The sequence below is a fragment of the Ruegeria sp. H6 genome (assembly GCF_056532975.1).
In genome coordinates this window covers 71,272-91,840 of sequence record NZ_JBQFOA010000011.1, presented here as the reverse complement: position 1 = coordinate 91,840, position 20,569 = coordinate 71,272, and the positions used below count along the sequence as shown (strand labels likewise).

Here is a 20,569-nt window from a genome sequence, read left to right as displayed (position 1 = left end):
TCGGGCAATTCAAAGGGGTAAAGGCATGAGCATCCGTGATGCGGTTCTGGCGAACCTGAAAAAGATCACTGATCCGGTTTCTGGCCAGGATATTGTCAGCGCCGGTGTGGTCCGTGCGCTGAATGTCGAAGGCGACACCGTGCGTTTCGTGCTGGAGATTGATCCCAAACAGGCCGAGCGGATGGAGCCGGTACGCGCCGCCGCTGAGCAGGCGGCACAACTGGTCGATGGTGTTTCGAAGGTTTCGGCCATGCTGACCGCGCATTCCGACAAGGCCCCACCGGATCTGAAGCCGAAACCGAAACCTTCGCAAACCGGGCCGCAAGCGGTGCCCGGCGTGGATCGGATCATCGCTGTTGCCTCGGGCAAAGGCGGGGTGGGTAAGTCCACCGTTTCCGCAAACCTAGCCTGCGCCTTGGCCGCCGAAGGTCGGCGCGTGGGTCTGCTGGATGCGGATGTCTATGGCCCGTCTCAGCCCCGGATGCTGGGCGTTTCGGGGCGTCCGGCCAGCCCGGACGGCAAAACCATCCTGCCGCTGCGCAATCACGGCGTCACCATAATGTCGATGGGCCTGATGACCAACGAAGGTCAGGCAGTTGTCTGGCGTGGTCCGATGCTGATGGGCGCGTTGCAACAGATGATGAGCCAGGTGCAATGGGGGGCGCTGGACGTACTGATCGTCGACCTTCCACCCGGCACCGGTGACGTGCAACTGACGCTCAGCCAGAAGTTTCAGGTGGACGGCGCCATTGTTGTCTCCACGCCGCAGGACGTGGCCCTGATTGATGCCCGCAAGGGGATCGACATGTTCAATCAGCTCAAGACGCCGATCCTTGGGATGATCGAGAATATGTCGACGCATATCTGTTCCAATTGCGGGCATGAGGAACACATCTTTGGCCATGGCGGTGTTGCGACCGAGGCCGAGGCGCTGGGCGTGCCTTTGCTGGGCGAGATCCCGTTGCATCTGGACATCCGGCTGGCCGCCGATGGGGGGGCGCCGATTGTGGTCAGCAAACCCGATAGTCCGCAAGCCGAGGCGTTCCGCAAGGTCGCGCGCGACCTGATCGCCAAGGGCAACGCATGAACGAGCCGGTTTTTCCCCCTTTGCTGACGGGTCACCCGGTGCCGGGTGGGGAAGACCCGTTCGATAGGGCGCAGGCCATGGCGGCGCTGGGCTGCGATTCGGGGACAGTTGTCTACAACATTCAGGCCGATCTGCTGCGCGCGGCGGTTGTTTTTGCCCCCGAGGTCCCTTTGTCCGATGCCATGGCGATGCTGCCGTTATGTTCGGTCGGTTTCCAGAACGCCTTGGGGGCGCTGGCCCCGCCCGAGGTTGCGGTGCATCTTGGGTGGGAAGGTACAATCTGTGTCAACGGCGCACGGTGCGGGCGCCTGCGGGCGGCGGCCTCGACCACTGATCCCAGTGAAGTGCCTGATTGGCTGATTGTCGGGTGGGAGCTGGTCTTGCTGCAAACCGCTGAAGCACCGGGGCACACGCCGGACGTCACCGCGCTTTATGACGAAGGCTGCGCCGATGTCTCGCCCGTACAGCTGGTCGAAAGCTGGTCGCGCCACATGCTGACCTGGCTCAACCGCTGGCAGGAGGATGGCAACGCGCCCCTTCATGCCGAATGGATGGGTCTGCTGCGCGGGGTAGGAGAACCTTTGCCGGATCACGGTGTGTTTCTTGGCACGGATGAGCAATTTGGAATGCTGATCCGAGATGGCTCGGACACGCATCTGCGCCCGCTGACGCAACTATTGGAGGGCACCGGATGAAACTGGCCCGGGCAATTCACTTTGACGAAAGTGACATGAACGTCTTCCATTCTCCGGCTCGGACCGGGGAGTGGTGTATTTCCGGCGGGTTCGAATTTTCGAACTGGGGCGATGCCGATCTGGAAGGCAAGGCGCGTCAGGCCTTTGCAAACGGCTGGCTTGGGCTGGAAACTTTTGGCCGGGTTACCTTTGTTGCGATCACGCAGATCGAACCTGCCGAAATCGATGAGATCACCCAAAACCTCGCGCAGCATTTTGTGCAGCTCTATGGTGCTCCGTCGGTCGAGGCCGCGATGGATGTGGCGCGGCAAGAGATCTCGCACATGTCTGAGATGTGCGCCGATCACGCGCCGAATACCTTGCTGACAGTTGCGCGCGAACTGTCATCTGCCGGTGTGCACGAAGCGTTTCGCACCATCACGCCGCAGGAAACACAGCTTGAGGCGCTGGCCGTTCACGGATCCCTGGATGACTAGATCAGATCGGCGAACCCGCCAAACTGACCACGCTTGAAGATCAGCCCCTGTCCGGGGCGATGCATCACGGTTTCAACCCGCCCGACGATAATCAGGTGATCACCAGCCTCATGCCGGTCAAAGGTCACGCAATCGAACCGTGCCAGGCAATCCTGCAGCACCGGTCTGCCGGCTGCATCGGCCTGCCAGTCGGAATGCGAAAAATCAAAGCCGTTCCAGGCAAATTTCAGCGCGGGCTCATGCTGTTCCTGCGACATCACATGGATCGAATAATGCGAGCTTGTGCTGAACTGTTCGTACCGGTTCGAGTCTTTGCCCAGGCACCACAGAACGAGCGGCGGGTCCAGCGAAACCGACGCAAAGGAATTGGCCGTGATGGCGACAGGCCCCTGATCGGTCTGGGTCGTGACAACCGTTACCCCAGTGCCGAAACATCCCAGCGCTTGCCGAAATGTGTCGATACGATCAGGGGTCGGGGTAAAGGTGGTTTCGGTCATCATCCGCTCGTTAGATAGGCAGGCCTCAGGTGCCATGTAGTGTCGGCTTTGTCCATCGAAAGCGTGCGGGCGACGGTTTTTTCGTCAGTTCAGATCTTCCAGCAGACGCCCGTGTTTGCGCGTTTCGCGCAGGACGTCGCCAAATGTCACCATTCCACGTGCTGACAGCATGGGCAACATTCTGACCAGAACCTCGGCTGTGGCAATGGAATCGCCCAGCGCCGTGTGGCGCACATTTTCGGGGATGGTAACATCCAAGCGCTCACAAACCGCATCCAGCGTGTGCGTTTCGCTAGCGCCGAACAACACGGCGGATAGCAGCACGGTGTCCAGGATCGGATGGTTCCATTCGACATCCATCCGCTTGGCGTGCCGCCGCAGAAAAGCCATATCGAACGGGGCGTTATGGGCCACGATGACAGCGTCGCGGGCAAAGTGGTGGAACGCCCGTCCGGCCTCGGCGATATCCGGCGCACCCTGAACCATGGCGTCGCTGACCCCATGCACGCGGGTCGAGGCTGCCGAGATCGGCATTCCCGGATCAACCAGTGTGTTCAACCGCTCTCCGTCCACGATACGGCCATTCACCACGCGAACGGCGGCCAGTTGAACGACTTCATCCTTGTGCGGCAACAGCCCGGTGGTCTCAGAATCAAAGACAACGAAACACAAATCTGTCAGCGGGCTGTTTTCGAGATCGACATCAACCGCAGCATTCAGCAGATCGAAGTCATAGACGAGCGGCCTTGAGTCTTCGGGTTCAATCTCAAGCGTTGCACCGTCAAAAATCAGCATGTATCCCGGCGCGTCACCCAGTGGTTTCATGCGGGCGGAATAGGTCTGGGTGCCGTCCACATTCGTCAGCGTGCAGGTCACCTCAAGCCCGGTTTTGCACAAACGGGTATAGGCATCGGTCAGTCCGGTGCTTTCAAAGTAATCAAACAGCGAGGCATTCAGGCGTGGTTGCGCGATTTGGGCCAATACCTCGGCGGCCTGCGCGTCATAGAGAACAATCTGATGCTTGGGCCCGGCCAGAAGCATCGCAACCGGTATTTCCGTCAGCAGAGCTGTCAGTCTTTGTTTGTCTGCGGCCAGCCGTGCGGTTTCAGCGGCCACAGCTTCGGCAGTGCTGAGGGCGGTGTCGCTGAGCTGTTCGGCGAGGCCCGCCGCCGCAGGGGCCAGATCGCCCAGATACCGCGCGGCGTTCAGATCCAGATCAGTGCTGACACCCGCATGGGCCCGGGCGCGCAGCTGCGCCGACAGACGTTCGATCGGTTTGGCTACATTGTCGTCGAACAGCAGCCAGACGCCGACGATCAGCCCAAGAAACCCAAAAGCGATCAGGATTTCGGCAAAGACATATGCATCGGCAAGGTCTGGGCTGCCCGCCCGTTCATAGCTGATCCACAAAGCAAGCGCGCTGATGATCAGGCCACCCGCCGCAAGCAGGCAGAAGAATAGAAAAATCCGCAGGCGCAGGCTCAGCCGGGTCAGCATGTCACACCCCGCAGGTTGCTCGAACAACCGGATCGTCTGTGGGAACCGGGATCCAGTCTGCATTCAGCAACTGCCCGTCGTCGCCGAATTCCGCCCCATCTGCAAGATTTGCCCGGCTGCTATCTGCACAGTTGACAGCCACAGGCAGCATTGAGTTAGGGGCCCAACGGCCAAAGAAGTAAAGGTCAACAAGGCGCTGCTCGGGCAATTTGTCATTGGTCTTGACCGAGGCCGTGTCAATGGCTGCAAACCGGTCGACAAAAGGCACCGCATAGGTCCAAGGCCGGTAAAACGCGCGGCTTTCCACCTTTTGCACGATGGCCATACCTTCGGGCAGGGTATCCTGGGTGCGGCCAAACCAAGAATACTCGCTGGCGATGGTCATCCCGATCATGCCGATACCGGCCGCGACCGGAGCCGCCCAGCGGGGCAGGCGACCACCCGTCAGTTTGTTCAGAAACATCACAACGCCTGCAAAAGCAAAGCCTGCAAAGATCGTGCCGATCAGTTCCAGAAACATGAGTGTCCTCCACCTTTCGGGCGCGCACCAGCCCTTCTTCTCGTTCCAAATACGGTCGCCGAAGGCGATTTCACACCCGCCACCAACCTATCCCAACATTCCCTTGCCATGGCCAACAGCCGACTGCATGGTTTTTACCACAACAAAGGCATTCCGCAGATGACTTCGCTCAAAGTCCGAAAGATCTGAGGGCGGTAAGTAGTTGTCGGGCTTCGCACCGGATTTGGCCAGCTTGACCTGATGATCCAGCCGCGTTTCGGCAATCAGATCATAGGCATCCAACAGATCACGCGCGCCCGATGGGCTGAGCACCTGCGCGGTTTCCGCCGCTTTCAGACGAGCGCGGGTGTTGGCCTCGGTCAATTTGCCTTGCAGGCTGTAGACGCGCGCCAGATCGACGATGGGCACCACGCCGTTATGCTTCATGTCCAGCGTGTTGCGATGCTCGCCAGACCGGATGGTGGCAAAGCCGCGCAGCAATCCCAGCGGCGGAGTGTGTTTCAGTGAGTTGGCGATCATATGCGCCACAAAGATCGAGTTGGCATTCGCCTCGGCCAGGGTTTCGGCCTGTAGGTCGTCAAACAAATCGAACGTGCCTCCGATGGGGCGCAGATCAAACATGACCGAGGCCAGCATCTGTGCCTCGGGGTTTGGTTTCGCGATCCAGCCGCGAAAATAGTCCTTCCAGACCCGCAGCGGCTGGCACCAGCGCGGGGTGGTCGCCATCATCTCGCCAGGGCAGTAGAAATAGCCGCAGGTGTCCAGCCCGTCGGACACGAACTTTGCCAGTGCGCCGAAATAGGGCATATGTGCATCGGTCACGGAATCGTCCAGAATCAGGCAGTTATCCTGATCCGAAACGCCGGTTTGTTCCTGCCGCCCTTGTGATCCACAGGCCAGCCAAAGATAGGGAACCGGCGCCGGGCCCAGCGTGTCTTCGGCCAGTCTCAGCAGCTGGCGCGTGGCTGTATCGGCGATATCGGTGATCAGCCGCGTCACGATCTCATGCCGGTTGCCACCAGCCACAAGTTGCACCAGCAATTGCGGAATTTCCGAGGTGACTGCCGCCATCTGCTCGGCTGCGTCGGCCTGTGCGATGCGGCGCACCAGCTCTGCCGAGTTGACAGCCTGGTAATGGGTCAGATCGGTCTGGGTGACGATACCGACCAGCTTTCCACCTTCAGAGATCGGGATATGGCCGATCCCGCGTTCCATCATGATATGCAGCACGTCGGACCCGATATCCGACGGCGACAGGGTGATTGGGTCGGGCGTCATGATGGACGACACCGGCGTATCGGCGGGCATCTGATCGGCGACGAATTTGCCTGAAATATCGCGCAGTGTGGCAATGCCAAGCAACTGATCGCCATCGGTGACACAAAGGGATGAAATATGTTTGTCCCGCATGATCTGGGCGACATGCTGAACGGGCGTGCCAGGCGAGCAGGTTGCCGGATTATGCGCCATCAGAACGTCGATCGCGCTTGTCGCAAGGCTTTGCGGACCGGTCCGATGGCTCCGGGTGCGGTTGAAGAACCGGGATACAACCTCATGGCTGTCGATCAGATCCCGTACCAGATCGGGCGGCAACACGATCAGGACAGAGGGTGTGTTGGCCCGTGCCTTGGTCGCGGCCTTGCCATCCTTCATCAACCCGCGTTCGCCGAAGGAATTGCGCAGTCCCAGATGCGACACCACGGAATCGTTCTCGTCCGTAATTTCGACCTGTCCTTCATAGATGACAAACACGCCGGGCAGGGTGTGGCCCAGATCGTAGACGGGAAAATCCTCTTCCACCTCCCAAACCTCGATCTGCTTTGCCAGATCGTCCAGCGTATCGGAAGGCAGCGCGTCATAGGGATGCACGGATTTCAGAAACCTGGTGATCTCATCATGGGACAGCGGCATCATGTGTCTCCGGGTGTCTGAAACAAAAGCCCCGCCCGGTGGTGTGCCGGGCGGGTACAGTTAGTCGAAAGACGCGGCCATTGGAGTTTAGCCATTGGCCGCATCACGCTCAATGATCCTGAGCTGCGCCCGCACCACGGGGAACGCGGATGCTTTCGACCATATCTTTGATCTCCTGCGGGGTCTCCTTGGTCGCGCCTGCAACAAAGTAGGCGACGGCGAAGTTGACCATGGCACCAATCGCGCCGAACGAGGTCGACTTGATCGGACCCAGCAGGGGGTCTGCATCGGTGAACGAGTTGGTGCCCGGAATGAACAGCCAGCCCTTGTGCAGGAAGATATAGACCAGAGTGACAACCAGACCAGCCAGCATACCTGCGACCGCACCGGTGTTGTTGATGCGGGTCGAGAAGATCCCCATCATCAGCGCCGGGAAGATCGAGGCTGCCGCCAGACCAAAGGCTAGGGCCACCGTCTGCGCCGCAAAGCCGGGTGGGTTCAGACCCAGCCACGTCGCGACCACGATTGCAACAGCCATTGCGATCCGTGCCGAAAGCAGTTCGCCCTTCTCCGAGATCGACGGGTTGATTGCACCCTTGATCAGGTCGTGGGACACAGCCGACGAGATCGCCAGCAACAAGCCCGCAGCGGTCGACAGGGCCGCCGCAAGACCACCAGCCGCGACCAGACCGATCACCCAACCCGGCAGGTTGGCAATCTCGGGGTTGGCCAGAACCAGGATGTCGCGGTTGAACTTGGTCAATTCGTTACCGACCCAGCCCTTTTCTTCCGCAATGGCGTTCATCGATTCAGACTTGTCGTTGTAATACTGAATCTTGCCGTCGCCGTTCTTGTCTTCCCAATCCAGAAGACCGGTCTTCTGCCAGGTTTTCATCCAGTCGTAACGCTGGTCGTTGTCGATATCCTCGACCGAGACTGCGCCGCCCTCGATGCCGCCATTGGGCCACATCATGTCACTGATATTCAGGCGAGCCATTGCGCCAACCGCGGGGGCGGTCAGATACAGCAGCGCGATGAAGACCAATGCCCATCCAGCCGACCAACGTGCGTCAGACACTTTGGGTACGGTGAAAAAGCGCATGATGACGTGCGGCAGACCCGCCGTACCGATCATCAGCGACAGGGTGAACAGCACCATGTTCAGCGTGTTCGAGTGGTGGGTCGTGTATTCATTGAAACCCAACTCTGTCACGATAGCGTCCAGCTTGGTCAGCAGGGGCTCACCGTTGGCGGTGTCGCCAAACAGACCCAGTGCCGGGATCGGCGTACCGGTCAGCTGCAGCGAGATAAAGATGGCCGGGATAGTATAGGCTGTGATCAGCACGCAGTACTGAGCGACCTGCGTGTAGGTCACACCTTTCATCCCGCCAAACACCGCGTATGCGAACACGACTGCGGCGCCGATCAGCAGACCGGTGGTGCTGGACACTTCGAGGAAGCGGCCAAAGGCCACGCCAACGCCGGTCATCTGACCGATCACGTAGGTCACCGATGCCACGATCAGACAGATCACCGCAACGATACGGGCTGTCTGGCTGTAGAAACGATCGCCGATGAATTCCGACACGGTGAACTTGCCGAACTTACGCAGGTAAGGTGCAAGCAGCAGTGCCAGCAGCACGTAGCCACCGGTCCAACCCATCAGGAAGGTCGAGTTGTCATAGCCGGTAAAGGCAATCAGGCCCGCCATCGAGATGAACGAGGCCGCAGACATCCAGTCCGCCGCTGTCGCCATACCGTTTGTGACCGGGTGAACACCGCGACCGGCGGCGTAGAATTCCGATGTGGATCCCGCGCGGGCCCAGATCGCGATGCCGATGTAGAGCGCAAAGGATGCGCCAACAAACAGCAGGTTGATGGTAAACTGATCCATGGCTCTTACTCCTCGTCCACGCCGAATTCAGCGTCGAGCTTGTTCATGCGCCAGGCGTAGTTGAAGATCAGCACCAGAAAGACCAGGATCGATCCCTGCTGAGCGAACCAAAAGCCCAGATCGGTGCCGCCAACGGAGATGCCCGACAGCAGCGGACGCAGCAGGATGCCGAATCCAAACGACACCAGCGCCCAGATCGCGAGGCTGATGTAGATGAGGCGCAGGTTGGCCTGCCAATAGCCCTTGTCGGCTTCGGCAGTCTGCGCGGAGTTTGATGATTGATCCGCCATTGCGGGTTCCTCCTTCGCTTCCCTCTTGGGCGGCCCATGCCCAACTCCTCCAGTGCCGTGGGCCGCGTCTTGGTCGTGCCTGCCGCCCCGTGACGTCAGGCAAAACTTCCCTGTTCCGCCAAGGCGGTCCATTGAAGTATTCTGATGTCGGATCAAAGCCTTGTGGCTTGTCTCCTCCCCTTAATTCATCGCGCCGCCCACGATTGCCTCCAGATCGCGGGCGATGTCGTCGATCTTGCCCATGGCATCAACATGCTGCAGCACGCCGTGGCCACCGTAATAGTCAATCAGCGGAGCGGTCTGCGCGTGATAGGCCGTCAGGCGCGAGGCAACGGTTTCGGCATTGTCGTCCGCGCGGCGTTTGAACTCGGTATGTCCACACTTGTCGCATTTGCCTTCGACAACGGGCACCTTGAACCTGTCATGATAACCTTCGCCGCAGCCGGCACAGGTGTAGCGGCCCGAGATACGTGCCACCATTTCCGCGTCTTCGACATCCAGGCTGATTGCGGCACTGATTTTCTGATCCGACGCCGCCAGCAAACCGTCCAGTGCCTCGGCCTGAACCGTTGTGCGCGGAAACCCGTCGAGGATGACACCTTTTGCGCAATCGGGCTGTGCCATGCGATCGCGCAGGATGGCGATGACGATGCCGTCACTCACCAGATCGCCTGCCTCCATCACCGCTTTTGCAGCAAGGCCCGCTTCGGTCCCGGCAGCGACCGCTTCGCGCAGAAGGTCGCCGGTGCTCAGCTGCACCAAACCGAACTTGTCCTCAAGCATACGGGCCTGTGTGCCCTTCCCGGCGCCCGGAGGGCCGAGAAGGATCAGAACGGCGGGTGCTATGGTTGCGGCAGCGTCCATCATACCCTCACTTGTTGGCCCGGTTTTGGATCAAGTCATCCACAACGGACGGATCAGCCAGAGTTGACGTGTCGCCCAACGATCCAAAGTCGTTCTCGGCAATCTTGCGCAGGATACGGCGCATGATCTTGCCTGAGCGGGTCTTGGGCAGGCCGGGGGCCCACTGGATCACGTCCGGGCTGGCAATCGGGCCAATCTCGGTCCGAACCCAGGTGCGCAGCTCTTTCAGCAACTCTTCCGACGGCTCGCGATCATTCATCAAAGTGACATAGCAATAGATGCCTTGTCCTTTGATTTCATGGGGATAGCCCACCACGGCAGCTTCGGCCACTGCAGCATGTGCAACCAGCGCGCTTTCCACTTCGGCTGTGCCCATACGGTGACCGGATACGTTGATCACGTCGTCCACACGTCCGGTGATCCAGTAGTCACCATCCTCATCGCGGCGGCATCCGTCGCCGGTGAAGTAGTAGCCTTTGTAATCCGAGAAATAGGTCTTTTCGAACCGCTCATGGTCGCCCCAAACGGTACGCATCTGACCGGGCCAGCTGTCCTTGATGCACAGAACGCCTTCGACGCCGTTGCCTTCGATTTCAACGCCGGACTGAGGGTCCAGTACCACGGGCTGAATGCCAAAGAAGGGTTTCATGGCCGAGCCGGGCTTCATCGCGTGTGCGCCGGGCAGGGGGGTCATCAAATGACCTCCGGTTTCGGTTTGCCACCACGTATCGACGATGGGGCATTTTCCTTTTCCAACCACCTCGTTGTACCAGTTCCAGGCTTCGGGATTGATCGGCTCGCCCACGGTGCCCAGGGTTTTCAGGTCGCTCAGGTCACATTTTTCGACAAACTCGGTTCCCTGACCCATCAAGGCGCGGATCGCGGTCGGAGCCGTATAGAATTGGTTCACCTTGTGCTTTTCGCAGACCTGCCAGAAACGGCTGGCATCCGGATAAGTGGGAACCCCTTCGAACATCAGCGTGGTCGCGCCGTTGGCCAGCGGGCCATAGACGATATAGCTGTGGCCGGTGACCCAACCCACATCCGCCGTGCACCAGTAAATGTCACCCTCGTGGTAATCAAAGGTGATCTCATGCGTCATGGCCGCATAGACCAGATAGCCACCGGTGGTGTGCACAACGCCTTTGGGCTGACCGGTCGAGCCGGACGTATAAAGGATGAACAGAGGATCCTCGGCGCTCATCTCGGCCGGGGCGCAATAGTCATCCGCCTCAAGCGCCATTTCGTTGTAATCGTAGTCCCGACCATCAATCCAGGTGGTCTGACCGCCGGTACGCTTGACCACCAGACATTTGACCGTGTCCTTGCAGTGCAGCAGGGCCGCATCTGCGTTGGACTTGAGCGGCGTCTTGCGGCCACCGCGCGGCGCCTCATCGGCGGTGATGACAACCTTGGCCTCGCAACCATTGATCCGTGCGGCCAGAGCGTCGGGTGAAAAGCCTGCAAAAACAATGGAATGGATTGCACCGATCCGGGCGCAGGCCAGCATCGCATAGGCGGCCTCGGGGATCATCGGCAGATAGATCACAACCCGGTCGCCTTTGCGCACACCCATGGATTCCAGAATATTGGCCATGCGGCAGGTGCGACGGTGCAGTTCTGCATAGGTGATATGCTGCGCCGCGTCATTCGGATCATCAGGTTCCCAGATGATCGCGGTCTGATCGCCGCGGGTTTCCAGGTGACGGTCCAGACAATTGGCCGAGACGTTCAGTGTCCCATCGGCGTACCAATTGATTTTGACCGACCCGAAGCCATAGTTGACATCCTTGACCTGCGTGTAAGGCTTGATCCACTCAACCCGCTTGCCATGCTCACCCCAAAAGGAAATGGGGTCTTTTATCGAGTCCGCATACATATCGGCGTATTTACCCGCGTCGACATGGGCGTGGGCAACTGTGTCTGCGGATGGCGGATATGTCTTGGCATCTGCCTGGGCAGCGGTGGTCATGGTGAACTCCTCCTTCAAGTCCTGGATCTAATCGGGTCGATTTTGCCTGCCGATTTGACAATGTCGATCCGATTTCCCCCTCCGATGCCGGATAATAGGCAAAGTTGAAAATAAAGAAATAAATCACCGAAATGTAATGTTTATCCTGTAAAGAAATTTTTTGCGCGTGTCATTTTTTGTAAAGAAAATAGCAGGATTTTTAAAAAATATAATAAAAACAATGGAAAACGTGTAATCTCAACTTCTACCTGTTCGCGCAACCATGAGGCAGCGTCGTGACGGTTCAAGTCGCCCGAAATCGCAATGAACGTGCAAAATGCGTCTCGCCAATCGGCAAGGCCGCCATTCGCGGCGTCTTTCTGAGTTTCTTTCAAGGCCCAAAAGACTCGGCGAATTGGCGCTAGTGGCACGCACGCCACTAGCGGGAACAGATCAGGGGGAGGACCCCCTGATAGCTGTGAGTTGTCTTATCCGGCACGCATCAGCATGCCGAACAGATCCCTCGGATCGTCCGGATCGGCCAGCATGTCGAGCGGTTCAAAATAGTCGGTGCCTTCGATTGCCTGCTTGATGAAGCGCAGGGCCGAGAAATCTTCGATTGCAAAACCCACGCTGTCAAACAGCGTGATTTGCCGGTCGTCGCGACGCCCAGGCGCGCGGCCTGTCATAACCTCCCACATCTCGGTCACGGGGTGGTCCGCTTCCAAGGCCTGAATTTCGCCCTCGATCCGCGTTTGTTCCGGGTATTCCACAAAGATGTCCGACCGCAGCAAGATGTCGCGGTGAAGCTCGGTTTTGCCGGGGCAGTCGCCGCCGATGGCGTTGATATGCACACCGGGGCCGATCATGTTGTCGGTCAGGATGGTCGCATACTTCTTGTCTGCGGTGCAGGTTGTGATGATCTGTGCGCCTTCGATAGCCTCTTCCGCCGTCTTGCAGGGAACAACGGTCAGGCCCTTGCCCGACAGATTGGCCGCGCATTTGGCGGTCGCGTTGGCGTCTGTGTCGTACAGTTTCACGGTCTGGATGCCGCACATTGCCTTGAAGGCCAGGCATTGAAACTCGGATTGGGCGCCATTGCCGATCATGGCCATCGTCGTCGCCGATTTGGGCGCAAGATAGCCGCCAACCAATGCGGACGTCGCCGCAGTACGCAGGGCAGTCAGCAGGGTCATCTCGGTCAGCAGGGTCGGGTAACCAGTGTAGACGTCCGCCAATAGGCCAAAGGCTGTCACGGTCTGCAATCCCTCTGACGTGTTTTTGGGGTGACCGTTGACGTATTTGAAACCATAGGCCTCGCCATCCGAGGTCGGCATCAACTCGATCACCCCATGGGGAGAGTGCGCCGGAATGCGGGGCGTCTTGTCAAAACTCTCCCACCGTTTGAAATCGGCTTCGATCTGCCGGGCGATCTGAGTGATCATTTTCTCGACACCGATGTGATGCACAAGGCGCATCATGTTGTCGACGGATACAAAAGGCACCAGTGCCTTGTCAGAGGGAAGTGTCATCAAAAGCTCCGGGTCGGGCGGTCGAAGATGCGGCGGCCCATCAGCGAGGCAACCAGATCGACCATCAGTTTTGCGGTGCGACCGCGTTCATCAAGGAAAGGGTTCAGTTCAACCAGGTCGAGCGAGCAGACCAATTCGCTTTCGTGCAGCAGTTCCATCACCAGATGTGCCTCACGCTCGGTCGCGCCGCCGGGAACGGTGGTGCCAACGGCGGGTGCAATGGCCGGATCCAGAAAATCCACATCCAGCGAGACGTGAAGGATGCCGTTGGCGGCGCGGACCGTGTCCAGGAAAGACATCAGCGGCGCCTTGATGCCATGTTCGTCAATGCTGCGCATATCCGCCAGCATCGCGTTGTGCTGCTCAAGAGTTTTGCGTTCAGCCGTATCAACCGATCGCAAGCCGATCATGCCAACCCGGTCGGTGGGAACCGTTGCCGCAGGTGGGGGGAAGCTTTCAAAGCCGGGCTGTCCTGTAAGGTATGCCACCGGGGTGCCATGCAGGTTACCGCTGTCGGTGCTGCCGGGGGTATGAAAGTCGCTATGGGCATCCAGCCAGAGAACGAACAGAGGGCGGTTCAGCGTTGCCGCATAGGCTGCCATACCCGTCACAGTTCCCATGGACAGCGCGTGATCTCCGCCCATGAAGACCGGCAATCCCTGCGTGGCGGCCTGTTGTGCTGAGCGACTCAGCGCCTGGGTCCAGCCAACACATTCGGGCAAGGCAAACAGGTGATCATGTTCCGGGGTGTCGACGGCATCAGGTGCCGTATCGCCCAGATCATGCACGCTGTGTCCAAGATCGCGCAGCGCCGTGTCCAGGCCCGCAACGCGAAACGCATCCGGCCCCATGCGGCAGCCCTGACGGCGCTTGCCTGCATCCATCGGGGCCCCGACCAATATGATGTTCTTTTTTTCCATATGCCTATTTATCCGCACAGTTCGGGTTGCGTGAAGAAAACAGAATGCACAAAATGAATCCAAGTTGCTCGAATCGGAGGTCAAATTTGGACGAATTGGATGGAAAGCTGCTGAATGCGCTGCATCGCGATGCTCGTGCATCGCTGTCAGAGCTGTCCGAGATTCTGGGCGTTACGCGCACAACCGTGCGCAGCCGGATGCAGCGCCTGAAGGACGCGGGTGAAATCGTGGGGTTCACCGTTGTCACGCGCAAGGGCGTTGCCGAAAGCCCGGTGCGTGGTTTGATGATGCTCGGGATCGAAGGGCGGGGAACGGAACGGATCATGTCCAGGATCGCGGCGATGGCGCAGGTCAGGGCGGTACATTCGACAAATGGCAGCTGGGACCTGATCGCCGAGATTGGAACGGAAACGCTGGCTGATCTGGACGCCGTCCTGTTCCAAATCCGACGCATGGAGGGTGTCACCCGGTCCGAGACCAACCTGTTGCTGTCCACACGCAAGGGAAGATCCTGAACCGGTACAGCCGCCCTTTGACGTCGGTGCATTCTGTGCCAAGCTGAAACCAAGGACCGGGATTGATCTGGTTGAACACGAAGGTCCGAATTTGGCACCAGGGCAGGGGTAAGTGATATGACGGATCAAGCGACAGAACCTGTGTCGCGGGTCGAACGATGGGTCGAAACGGTCACCGGTTTGCTGGAAAAACCGCTGGTGCGGATTGCCATCCCCGTGTTCGTGACGCTCATCGCTTTGTTCGTTTTGCACGATCTGTCCGCGCATGTGAAATGGGCGGATGTGAAAACGGATGTGTCCGAAACGCCCTGGACCTTGATGTTCTTTGCGTTGTTCTGGACAGCGGTCAGCTTTTTGTCTTTGTCATTCTATGACGTTTTCGCGGTGCAGAGCGTTGCCGAGGGCAAAGTGCCCTTGCCCGTGGCCGGAATGGCCGGGGCCAGCGGGTATGCGGTGTCGAATTGTCTGGGGTTTTCCTACATCACGGGCACCGCAATCCGCTATCGGATCTACGCGTCGCTCGGGTTGGATCTGGGCCGCGTTGCGGGCGTGATCGCGACCTCTTGGGTGGCGTTCTGGATGGGGATGATCCTGTTTCTGGGGCTTTTGCTGACGTTCCATCCGGACGGCGTGTCCAAGGTTCTTCCGATCAACGAAACGGTTGAAACGGCCATTGGGCTTTGTTTGCTGGCCGGGTTGGTAACACTGTTTATCTGGCTGTCCCGCGGTGGGCGGCGTTTGGGCGTTGCGGGGTTCGGGTTCAACCTGCCGGGCGGTAAGCTGGCCGGTCTGCTGACACTGGCGGCAATCGGAGACATTTTTGGCGCCTCAATGGCGCTTTATGTGCTGATGCCGGACGATCTGGGTGTCGGATACCCGTATTTCTTCACCGTTTACATTTTGGCCATCGCTGTTGGCATTGTCAGCCATGCGCCCGGTGGGCTTGGTGTATTCGAGGCCACCTTGATCGCCGGGCTGGGTGCGTCCGGGCGTTCGGATGTGATCGCCGCACTTCTGCTCTATCGCATCGCCTATACGTTCATTCCCTTTGGTATCGCCAGCCTGGCCATTGCGGTGGCGTCGGCCCTAACCCAACGACACCGGATTGGCGGGGCGGCGACATGGGTTTACCGGGTGATCCGGCCAATTGTCCCGATGGTTGCGGCCGGGGTGGCCGCTGTGGCCGGGGTTATCCTGCTGGTGTCGGGCGCCTTGCCTTCCAGTTCACAGAACCTGGGCGTTCTGCGAGAGGTACTGCCCCTGTCTTTTGTTGAGGCATCGCATCTGGCAGGCAGCGCCATCGGTGTCTTGCTGCTGCTGGTGTCGCGCGGACTGTTCCGCAAGCTCTACCGCGCCTGGGTGGTTGCGATGTTGCTGATGGTTGCGGGCTTCTTTGCCTCATTGGCCAAGGGCCTGGATACGCATGAGGCGATCTCGATGCTGGGCACGATCGGCCTGTTGGCGATGTTCCGCGGTGCGTTCTACCGGGTCAGTGGGGCGTCGATCTTTCGGTTGAACATTCCCTGGCTCGTGAGCGTTATGGCCTTGTTGGCGGTCATTTTCTGGATCGGTCTCTTTGCCTATTCCCACGTTCAATACGAAAACGCGTTGTGGTGGGATTTTGCATGGAACGGCGATGCCTCACGCTTTCTGCGGTCCAGTCTTGTTGTTGCGGTGATCTTGGGAATTGTTGCCGTGAACTCGTTATTTGGCCGCGACATTCCCGCGCCTTTCCGCACCGAGATACCGGATGTCGTGGTGAAACTGGTCATGGAATCCGAGGACACGGAATCACAGATATCGCTGACCGGAGACAAGCAGTTCCTGATTTCGGACGATGAAACAGCGTTTCTGGCCTATGCCGATACCGGCAACGCGCTGATCACCAAGGGCGAGCCGGTCGGCGACGAAAAGGCAGGCCAGCAATTGATTTGGCAGCTACGAGAGCGCGCGGACCGCGAAGGCAAGCTGTGTGCCTTTTACAGCGTTTCGACCAAGTATCTGCCGACCTTCCTGGATCTGGGGCTGTCTATTCTCAAGATCGGTGAGGTCGCGCGCGTGCCGCTCGAAGGCTTCTCGCTGGATGGCAAATCGCGCAAGCGCTTCCGGCAGTCCAAAAACCGGGCCGAGCGCGAAGGCTATGTGTTCGAAATCATTCCGAAAGAGAACCTCGCGCCGGTGTTGCCGGAACTGCGCAAAATCTCGGACGACTGGCTTTCGCAAAAGGCCGGTGAGGAGAAGGGTTTCGCCTTAGGCGGATTTGATGACGACTACTTGTCTTATTTCGATCACGCTGTGCTGCGGGACGAGACGGGCAAGATCAGAGCCTTCGCCAACCTGTTCCAAGGGGGTAATAAATCCGAACTGTCGCTGGACCTGATGCGGTACGAACCTGAAAGTCCCAGCTTTGTCATGGACGCGCTGTTTGCCGAGATGATGGTCTGGGGGTTCGAGCAGGGTTTTCACTGGTTCTCGCTGGGGGCCGCGCCATTTTCCGGGATCGAAAACCGGCAGCTTGCCTCGCTTTGGAACCGTATCGGCGGGTTCGTGTACGAGCATGGCGAACAGTTCTATCACTTCGAAGGGCTGCGCAGTTTCAAGCAAAAGTTCGAACCGGAATGGAGCCCGAACTATTTGGCCAGCCCCGGCGGGTTGGCCGCACCGCGCATCCTTTATGAGGTGAATATCCTGATTTCAGGCGGTCTGCGAGGGCTGACCAAGTAGGATCAGTTCAGGCTGGCACCGGTTGGGTCTTTTTCCAGCAGATCGCCCCAGTCGGTGCGATACGCCATTTCGGCCAGCACAGTGTCGGGCAGGAACTCTTGCGATTGGCGGATTTGCCATCCACCGCCGAGCCCTTTGTAAATGGCCACCAGATTGCTTGAAACCTGCTGGCGGGCTTCGATCAGATTGGCCTGCGACCGCAGCAGGGCGGTCTGCGTGTTCAGAATGCGAGAATAGCTGGCGATGCCGTCGCGATACTGATCAATGGCAATGTCGGCGGCCCGGCGCGAGGCCTCGACGCTTTGCTGATAGAACCCGACCTGCTTGCGCGATTGGACGTAGGCGACCATCGCGCTTTCGACCTCGGAATAGGCGGTCAGAACGGTGTTCTGATAGTTGGCGATCAATTCCTGATACGCCGCGTCCTGCGCACGCACGTTATTCTGGATGCGCCCATAGTTCAGCACATTCCAAACGACGCCCGCATTCGCAAGCCCCGTTGTGCTGGCCGAGCTGAACAGATCGCGCCCGCCCGATGCCTGCAAGCCAATCGCGCCGGACAGGATGAATTGCGGGTAAAGATCGGCCATCGCGATCCCGACCTGAGCGGATTGGGTCGCCGCCGCCAACTCCGCCGCCCGCACGTCGGGACGACGGCGCAAAAGCTCAGCAGGAACGCCCACGGCAACGTTTGATCTGGCCGAAGGGATGCGCCCGGAGTTGCCCAACAGGCTGGTCATCCGCGAAGGTGTGGTGCCCAGAAGAACCGCCAGCGCGTTTTTGGCCTGTTGCAGATCGCTTTCCAACTCTGGAACCAACGCCTTTGTGTTGTTCAGCAGGGCCTTGGATTCCTGTACATCCAACTCCGTCGTGACACCATTGTTGAACCGCAATTGGGTCAGGTCCGCAGATTCCTGTTGCAGCTTTATGTTCTCACGCGCGACAACCAGCGACTCTTGCAGGGCGCGGATGTTGACATAAAGCGCCGCGACATCGCCGGTCAGCGTCACCAGCGCATCGTCATAGTTTGCAACCTGCAAAGCAAGGTTGGACCGCGCGGCCTGCACACCGCGCCGTTGCGCGCCCCAGACGTCCAACTCCCATTGAGCGTCAAATCCCACTTGCGAGGTGGAAAACTCGGTATCCAGCGGAATGATGCGATTGATATCGGCAATCGGGCCCAGATTGTCACTAATCTCGCGCCGTTGCAGCGAGCCGCCGATGGCCTGCGATTGCGGATAAAGCTCTCCGAAAGCGATGCCCAATTGTGCGCGGGCTTGCAGAACTCGCGAGCCTGCCACCTGCAAGGACAGGTTCTGCGCATAAGCCTGCGCGATCAGTTTGTTAAGCGTGGGGTCGTTGAACGTTTCCCACCACTTTACGACAGGCGCGCTGCGCGAGGTCAGGCCGCTTTGGCTGACGCTGGGGTTGTTCACCTCAATCCATTGTTTGACGACCGGAGAGTTGGGGCGCACGAAATCCGGCCCCAACGGTGTGCAGGCCACCAGCGTAGCCGCGCACAGGGCTGTTCCGATCAATCTGCAAAGCGGCTTGGCGCCTGTCATGGTCTGTGCCCTCAGATATCCAGCGGTCGAATGAAGTTGGCGAATGAATAGAGACGAATGTTGATGCGCCGCAGAAACTCAAAGCTTTTGCCCTGACCGGTATAGATCGCCACTGCGGCGTGGCCGCCGGCAGGGAAGGTATGGCCCTCGGGCACATCCACCTTGATCTGAACCGCGATGCGTCCGGGGATTTTAGGAAGCTCAAAGCCCGGCAAACGACCGGAAGGTAGGTATTGCCCCTGACGTGTGGCCCACCATACGGCCTCGACCGTTCCGTTGAGAATCTCGCCCGGGTAAAGGTCCAGCGCCACTTCGACCGGTTGGCCGACCTCGACAAATTTCAGGTTCTGTTGCCGGAAAGTGGCCAGAATATAGGGATCATCCTCTGTCACAAAACTGGCGATCGCACCCAGGCGGATATCGCCAACCACAAGGCCAGGGCGCGCCTGCTGAGACACGATCATGCCGTCTTCGGGCGCATAGATTGTGGTATTGTTCAGGAAATACTCGGCTTCGGCCAGTTGCGCCTGCGCCTGAAGCACACCGGTGTTCACCCCGTCGATCTGCGAATTCAGCGCGAGGTTGGCCTTTTCCAGATTGGCTTCGGCCTGTTTGACCTGCGCTTGATCCTCGGCCACCTGTTCGTCCCAGCGATCCAACTCGTCCTGACGTGCGCCACCAGCGGGCACCAGGTTCTTGTACCGGGCTTGCTCGGTCAATGCGTAGGCCAATTGCGCATTCGCTCGCTCGACCGCTTCGGTCTTGGCAATGACGTCCTGTTCCAGAATCTTGGCGTTTTGCTCGGCTGCAACCAGTTGCGCGGTTGCGTTTTCAACGGCCAGCGAGAAGACCGTGTCATCAAAACGATAGAGCGGATCGCCCTTGGCAACAGGCGTGTTGGGTTCAACCAGAACCTCGGTCAGGATGGTTGGTTGCGTCAGTTTCGGCACGATCTGGATGGTCGAGCGGATGACGTGGCTGTCGACCGAGAAGGGCTGAAAGAAGCGCAAGGCGACCAGAAAGATCAGCAGCAGATGCGCCCCCACCCAGAACGAGACGATCCCCCAGGCGATGTTGAACTTGAGCCACTCCATCTTGAAGAAGATGAACCAGACGAAAATGATGTAGAAAAGCGTGATGCCAAGGGCAACAAACATCGTGAATAAATTCCTTTGGCCTCAGCTTTCCTGCGTCTGTTCCGACGCCGGTTTGTATTCGTCTTTCACCGTGCCGCCCAGACGCTCGATGTCTTTGCGGATGGCATCCTTTTCTTCATCTGGCCCGCGACGGATATCGACGGTGACACCGTCATGGAACGCCCACATGAACGCATGGACCCATGGCACGACAGCCAGAAAGCCCATCCAGCCCATGACTTTGACCGCTTCGGCATGCGGGTGATTGCGCTTGATCGCGATCCGGCCGGGCAGGCCCATCAGAAAGAGAAACAGCCCCATCACCGCTGCCAGCAGCAGGATCAGTGCGACAAAAGTCAGATAGTCGTAATAGCCAAGTGGCTGACCCAAAAGTCCCATGCTCGTGCCTCCTTTCGGGAAGGTTGCTCCATCCTCAGTTTTGGTGCCCCGGTCGTCAATGCACTTTTTTGGGGTTTTGGCGAATTGACGACAAAA

The 20,569-nt window shown here is 58.9% G+C and carries 19 protein-coding genes; 5 read left to right on the top strand and 14 right to left on the bottom strand.

Annotated elements, in window-relative coordinates:
• The first annotated feature begins 25 nt into the window (after positions 1-25).
• From ACR0AG_RS16980 to ACR0AG_RS16970, 3 genes are read left to right on the top strand one after another with little or no spacing between them, the layout of a single operon-like run.
• A complete protein-coding gene (locus ACR0AG_RS16980; protein WP_480841059.1) occupies positions 26-1,087 on the top strand; it encodes an Mrp/NBP35 family ATP-binding protein in 1,062 nt (353 codons plus the stop codon).
• Positions 1,084-1,782: a biotin/lipoate--protein ligase family protein gene (locus tag ACR0AG_RS16975; protein WP_480841057.1), complete on the top strand. Its 699-nt coding sequence runs from the start codon at positions 1,084-1,086 to the stop codon at positions 1,780-1,782. Before ACR0AG_RS16980 ends, ACR0AG_RS16975 begins: the two co-directional genes overlap by 4 nt.
• On the top strand, positions 1,779-2,258 hold the full coding sequence (locus ACR0AG_RS16970) for a DUF6505 family protein (protein ID WP_480841055.1): 480 nt from the start codon (positions 1,779-1,781) through the stop codon (positions 2,256-2,258). Before ACR0AG_RS16975 ends, ACR0AG_RS16970 begins: the two co-directional genes overlap by 4 nt.
• On the opposite strand, the gene ACR0AG_RS16965 is transcribed toward ACR0AG_RS16970, so the two are convergent.
• From ACR0AG_RS16965 to rocF, 11 genes are all read right to left on the bottom strand, one after another.
• Positions 2,255-2,755, bottom strand: coding sequence for a flavin reductase family protein (locus ACR0AG_RS16965; RefSeq protein ID WP_480841053.1), 501 nt, complete (start codon positions 2,753-2,755; stop codon positions 2,255-2,257). The two genes, ACR0AG_RS16970 and ACR0AG_RS16965, sit on opposite strands and share 4 nt — an antisense overlap.
• Before the next feature lie 84 nt (positions 2,756-2,839).
• Complete coding sequence (locus ACR0AG_RS16960) at positions 2,840-4,252, bottom strand: 3'-5' exonuclease (protein ID WP_480841189.1); 1,413 nt, start codon at positions 4,250-4,252, stop codon at positions 2,840-2,842.
• 1 nt (position 4,253) lies between these two features.
• Positions 4,254-4,772 carry a hypothetical protein gene (locus tag ACR0AG_RS16955; protein ID WP_480841051.1) on the bottom strand — a complete coding sequence of 173 codons (519 nt, stop codon included), beginning with the start codon at positions 4,770-4,772 and terminating at the stop codon, positions 4,254-4,256.
• 87 nt (positions 4,773-4,859) lie between these two features.
• Entirely contained in the window at positions 4,860-6,683 is a 1,824-nt protein-coding gene (locus ACR0AG_RS16950) for a DUF294 nucleotidyltransferase-like domain-containing protein (RefSeq protein WP_480841049.1), read from the bottom strand.
• Between the two features lie 109 nt (positions 6,684-6,792).
• Complete coding sequence (locus tag ACR0AG_RS16945) at positions 6,793-8,577, bottom strand: sodium:solute symporter family protein (RefSeq protein WP_480841047.1); 1,785 nt, start codon at positions 8,575-8,577, stop codon at positions 6,793-6,795.
• Between the two features lie 5 nt (positions 8,578-8,582).
• Positions 8,583-8,867, bottom strand: coding sequence for a DUF4212 domain-containing protein (locus tag ACR0AG_RS16940; protein WP_480841045.1), 285 nt, complete (start codon positions 8,865-8,867; stop codon positions 8,583-8,585).
• 180 nt (positions 8,868-9,047) lie between these two features.
• Positions 9,048-9,731 (bottom strand): adenylate kinase, encoded by a 684-nt coding sequence (locus ACR0AG_RS16935; protein ID WP_480841043.1) that lies wholly within the window; start codon positions 9,729-9,731, stop codon positions 9,048-9,050.
• A gap of 7 nt (positions 9,732-9,738) precedes the next feature.
• Positions 9,739-11,703: an acetate--CoA ligase gene (gene acs, locus ACR0AG_RS16930; protein ID WP_480841041.1), complete on the bottom strand. Its 1,965-nt coding sequence runs from the start codon at positions 11,701-11,703 to the stop codon at positions 9,739-9,741.
• 140 nt (positions 11,704-11,843) lie between these two features.
• On the bottom strand, positions 11,844-12,077 hold the full coding sequence (locus ACR0AG_RS16925; RefSeq protein ID WP_480841039.1) for a hypothetical protein: 234 nt from the start codon (positions 12,075-12,077) through the stop codon (positions 11,844-11,846).
• Between the two features lie 93 nt (positions 12,078-12,170).
• Positions 12,171-13,214: an ornithine cyclodeaminase gene (locus ACR0AG_RS16920; RefSeq protein WP_480841037.1), complete on the bottom strand. Its 1,044-nt coding sequence runs from the start codon at positions 13,212-13,214 to the stop codon at positions 12,171-12,173.
• The gene (gene rocF, locus ACR0AG_RS16915; RefSeq protein WP_480841035.1) at positions 13,214-14,134 is read right to left on the bottom strand and encodes an arginase; all 921 of its coding nucleotides are present in this window, start codon (positions 14,132-14,134) and stop codon (positions 13,214-13,216) included. Before rocF ends, ACR0AG_RS16920 begins: the two co-directional genes overlap by 1 nt.
• Before the next feature lie 86 nt (positions 14,135-14,220).
• Here rocF and ACR0AG_RS16910 point away from each other — a divergent pair, with 86 nt between their 5' ends.
• A complete protein-coding gene (locus tag ACR0AG_RS16910; protein ID WP_480841033.1) occupies positions 14,221-14,649 on the top strand; it encodes an Lrp/AsnC family transcriptional regulator in 429 nt (142 codons plus the stop codon).
• 117 nt (positions 14,650-14,766) lie between these two features.
• Positions 14,767-17,373 carry a bifunctional lysylphosphatidylglycerol flippase/synthetase MprF gene (gene mprF, locus ACR0AG_RS16905; protein WP_480841031.1) on the top strand — a complete coding sequence of 869 codons (2,607 nt, stop codon included), beginning with the start codon at positions 14,767-14,769 and terminating at the stop codon, positions 17,371-17,373.
• Between the two features lie 2 nt (positions 17,374-17,375).
• On the opposite strand, the gene ACR0AG_RS16900 is transcribed toward mprF, so the two are convergent.
• From ACR0AG_RS16900 to ACR0AG_RS16890, 3 genes are read right to left on the bottom strand one after another with little or no spacing between them, the layout of a single operon-like run.
• A complete protein-coding gene (locus ACR0AG_RS16900) occupies positions 17,376-18,938 on the bottom strand; it encodes an efflux transporter outer membrane subunit (protein ID WP_480841029.1) in 1,563 nt (520 codons plus the stop codon).
• A gap of 11 nt (positions 18,939-18,949) precedes the next feature.
• The gene (locus tag ACR0AG_RS16895; RefSeq protein WP_480841027.1) at positions 18,950-20,095 is read right to left on the bottom strand and encodes an HlyD family secretion protein; all 1,146 of its coding nucleotides are present in this window, start codon (positions 20,093-20,095) and stop codon (positions 18,950-18,952) included.
• A gap of 21 nt (positions 20,096-20,116) precedes the next feature.
• A complete protein-coding gene (locus tag ACR0AG_RS16890; protein ID WP_480841025.1) occupies positions 20,117-20,473 on the bottom strand; it encodes a DUF3302 domain-containing protein in 357 nt (118 codons plus the stop codon).
• Positions 20,474-20,569: the final 96 nt, after the last annotated feature.

Excerpts from the sequence above, each read along its gene's own strand:
- ACR0AG_RS16935 (WP_480841043.1), bottom strand. The coding sequence starts at position 9,731 with ATGGACGCTGCCGCAACCATAGCACCCGCCGTTCTGATCCTTCTCGGC.
- ACR0AG_RS16940 (WP_480841045.1), bottom strand. The coding sequence starts at position 8,867 with ATGGCGGATCAATCATCAAACTCCGCGCAGACTGCCGAAGCCGACAAG.
- ACR0AG_RS16895 (WP_480841027.1), bottom strand. The coding sequence starts at position 20,095 with ATGTTTGTTGCCCTTGGCATCACGCTTTTCTACATCATTTTCGTCTGG.
- ACR0AG_RS16945 (WP_480841047.1), bottom strand. The coding sequence starts at position 8,577 with ATGGATCAGTTTACCATCAACCTGCTGTTTGTTGGCGCATCCTTTGCG.
- ACR0AG_RS16975 (WP_480841057.1), top strand. The coding sequence starts at position 1,084 with ATGAACGAGCCGGTTTTTCCCCCTTTGCTGACGGGTCACCCGGTGCCG.
- ACR0AG_RS16965 (WP_480841053.1), bottom strand. The coding sequence starts at position 2,755 with ATGACCGAAACCACCTTTACCCCGACCCCTGATCGTATCGACACATTT.
- ACR0AG_RS16980 (WP_480841059.1), top strand. The coding sequence starts at position 26 with ATGAGCATCCGTGATGCGGTTCTGGCGAACCTGAAAAAGATCACTGAT.
- ACR0AG_RS16920 (WP_480841037.1), bottom strand. The coding sequence starts at position 13,214 with ATGACACTTCCCTCTGACAAGGCACTGGTGCCTTTTGTATCCGTCGAC.
- mprF (WP_480841031.1), top strand. The coding sequence starts at position 14,767 with ATGACGGATCAAGCGACAGAACCTGTGTCGCGGGTCGAACGATGGGTC.
- ACR0AG_RS16950 (WP_480841049.1), bottom strand. The coding sequence starts at position 6,683 with ATGCCGCTGTCCCATGATGAGATCACCAGGTTTCTGAAATCCGTGCAT.
- acs (WP_480841041.1), bottom strand. The coding sequence starts at position 11,703 with ATGACCACCGCTGCCCAGGCAGATGCCAAGACATATCCGCCATCCGCA.
- ACR0AG_RS16970 (WP_480841055.1), top strand. The coding sequence starts at position 1,779 with ATGAAACTGGCCCGGGCAATTCACTTTGACGAAAGTGACATGAACGTC.
- ACR0AG_RS16955 (WP_480841051.1), bottom strand. The coding sequence starts at position 4,772 with ATGTTTCTGGAACTGATCGGCACGATCTTTGCAGGCTTTGCTTTTGCA.
- ACR0AG_RS16900 (WP_480841029.1), bottom strand. The coding sequence starts at position 18,938 with ATGACAGGCGCCAAGCCGCTTTGCAGATTGATCGGAACAGCCCTGTGC.
- rocF (WP_480841035.1), bottom strand. The coding sequence starts at position 14,134 with ATGGAAAAAAAGAACATCATATTGGTCGGGGCCCCGATGGATGCAGGC.
- ACR0AG_RS16960 (WP_480841189.1), bottom strand. The coding sequence starts at position 4,252 with ATGCTGACCCGGCTGAGCCTGCGCCTGCGGATTTTTCTATTCTTCTGC.
- ACR0AG_RS16890 (WP_480841025.1), bottom strand. The coding sequence starts at position 20,473 with ATGGGACTTTTGGGTCAGCCACTTGGCTATTACGACTATCTGACTTTT.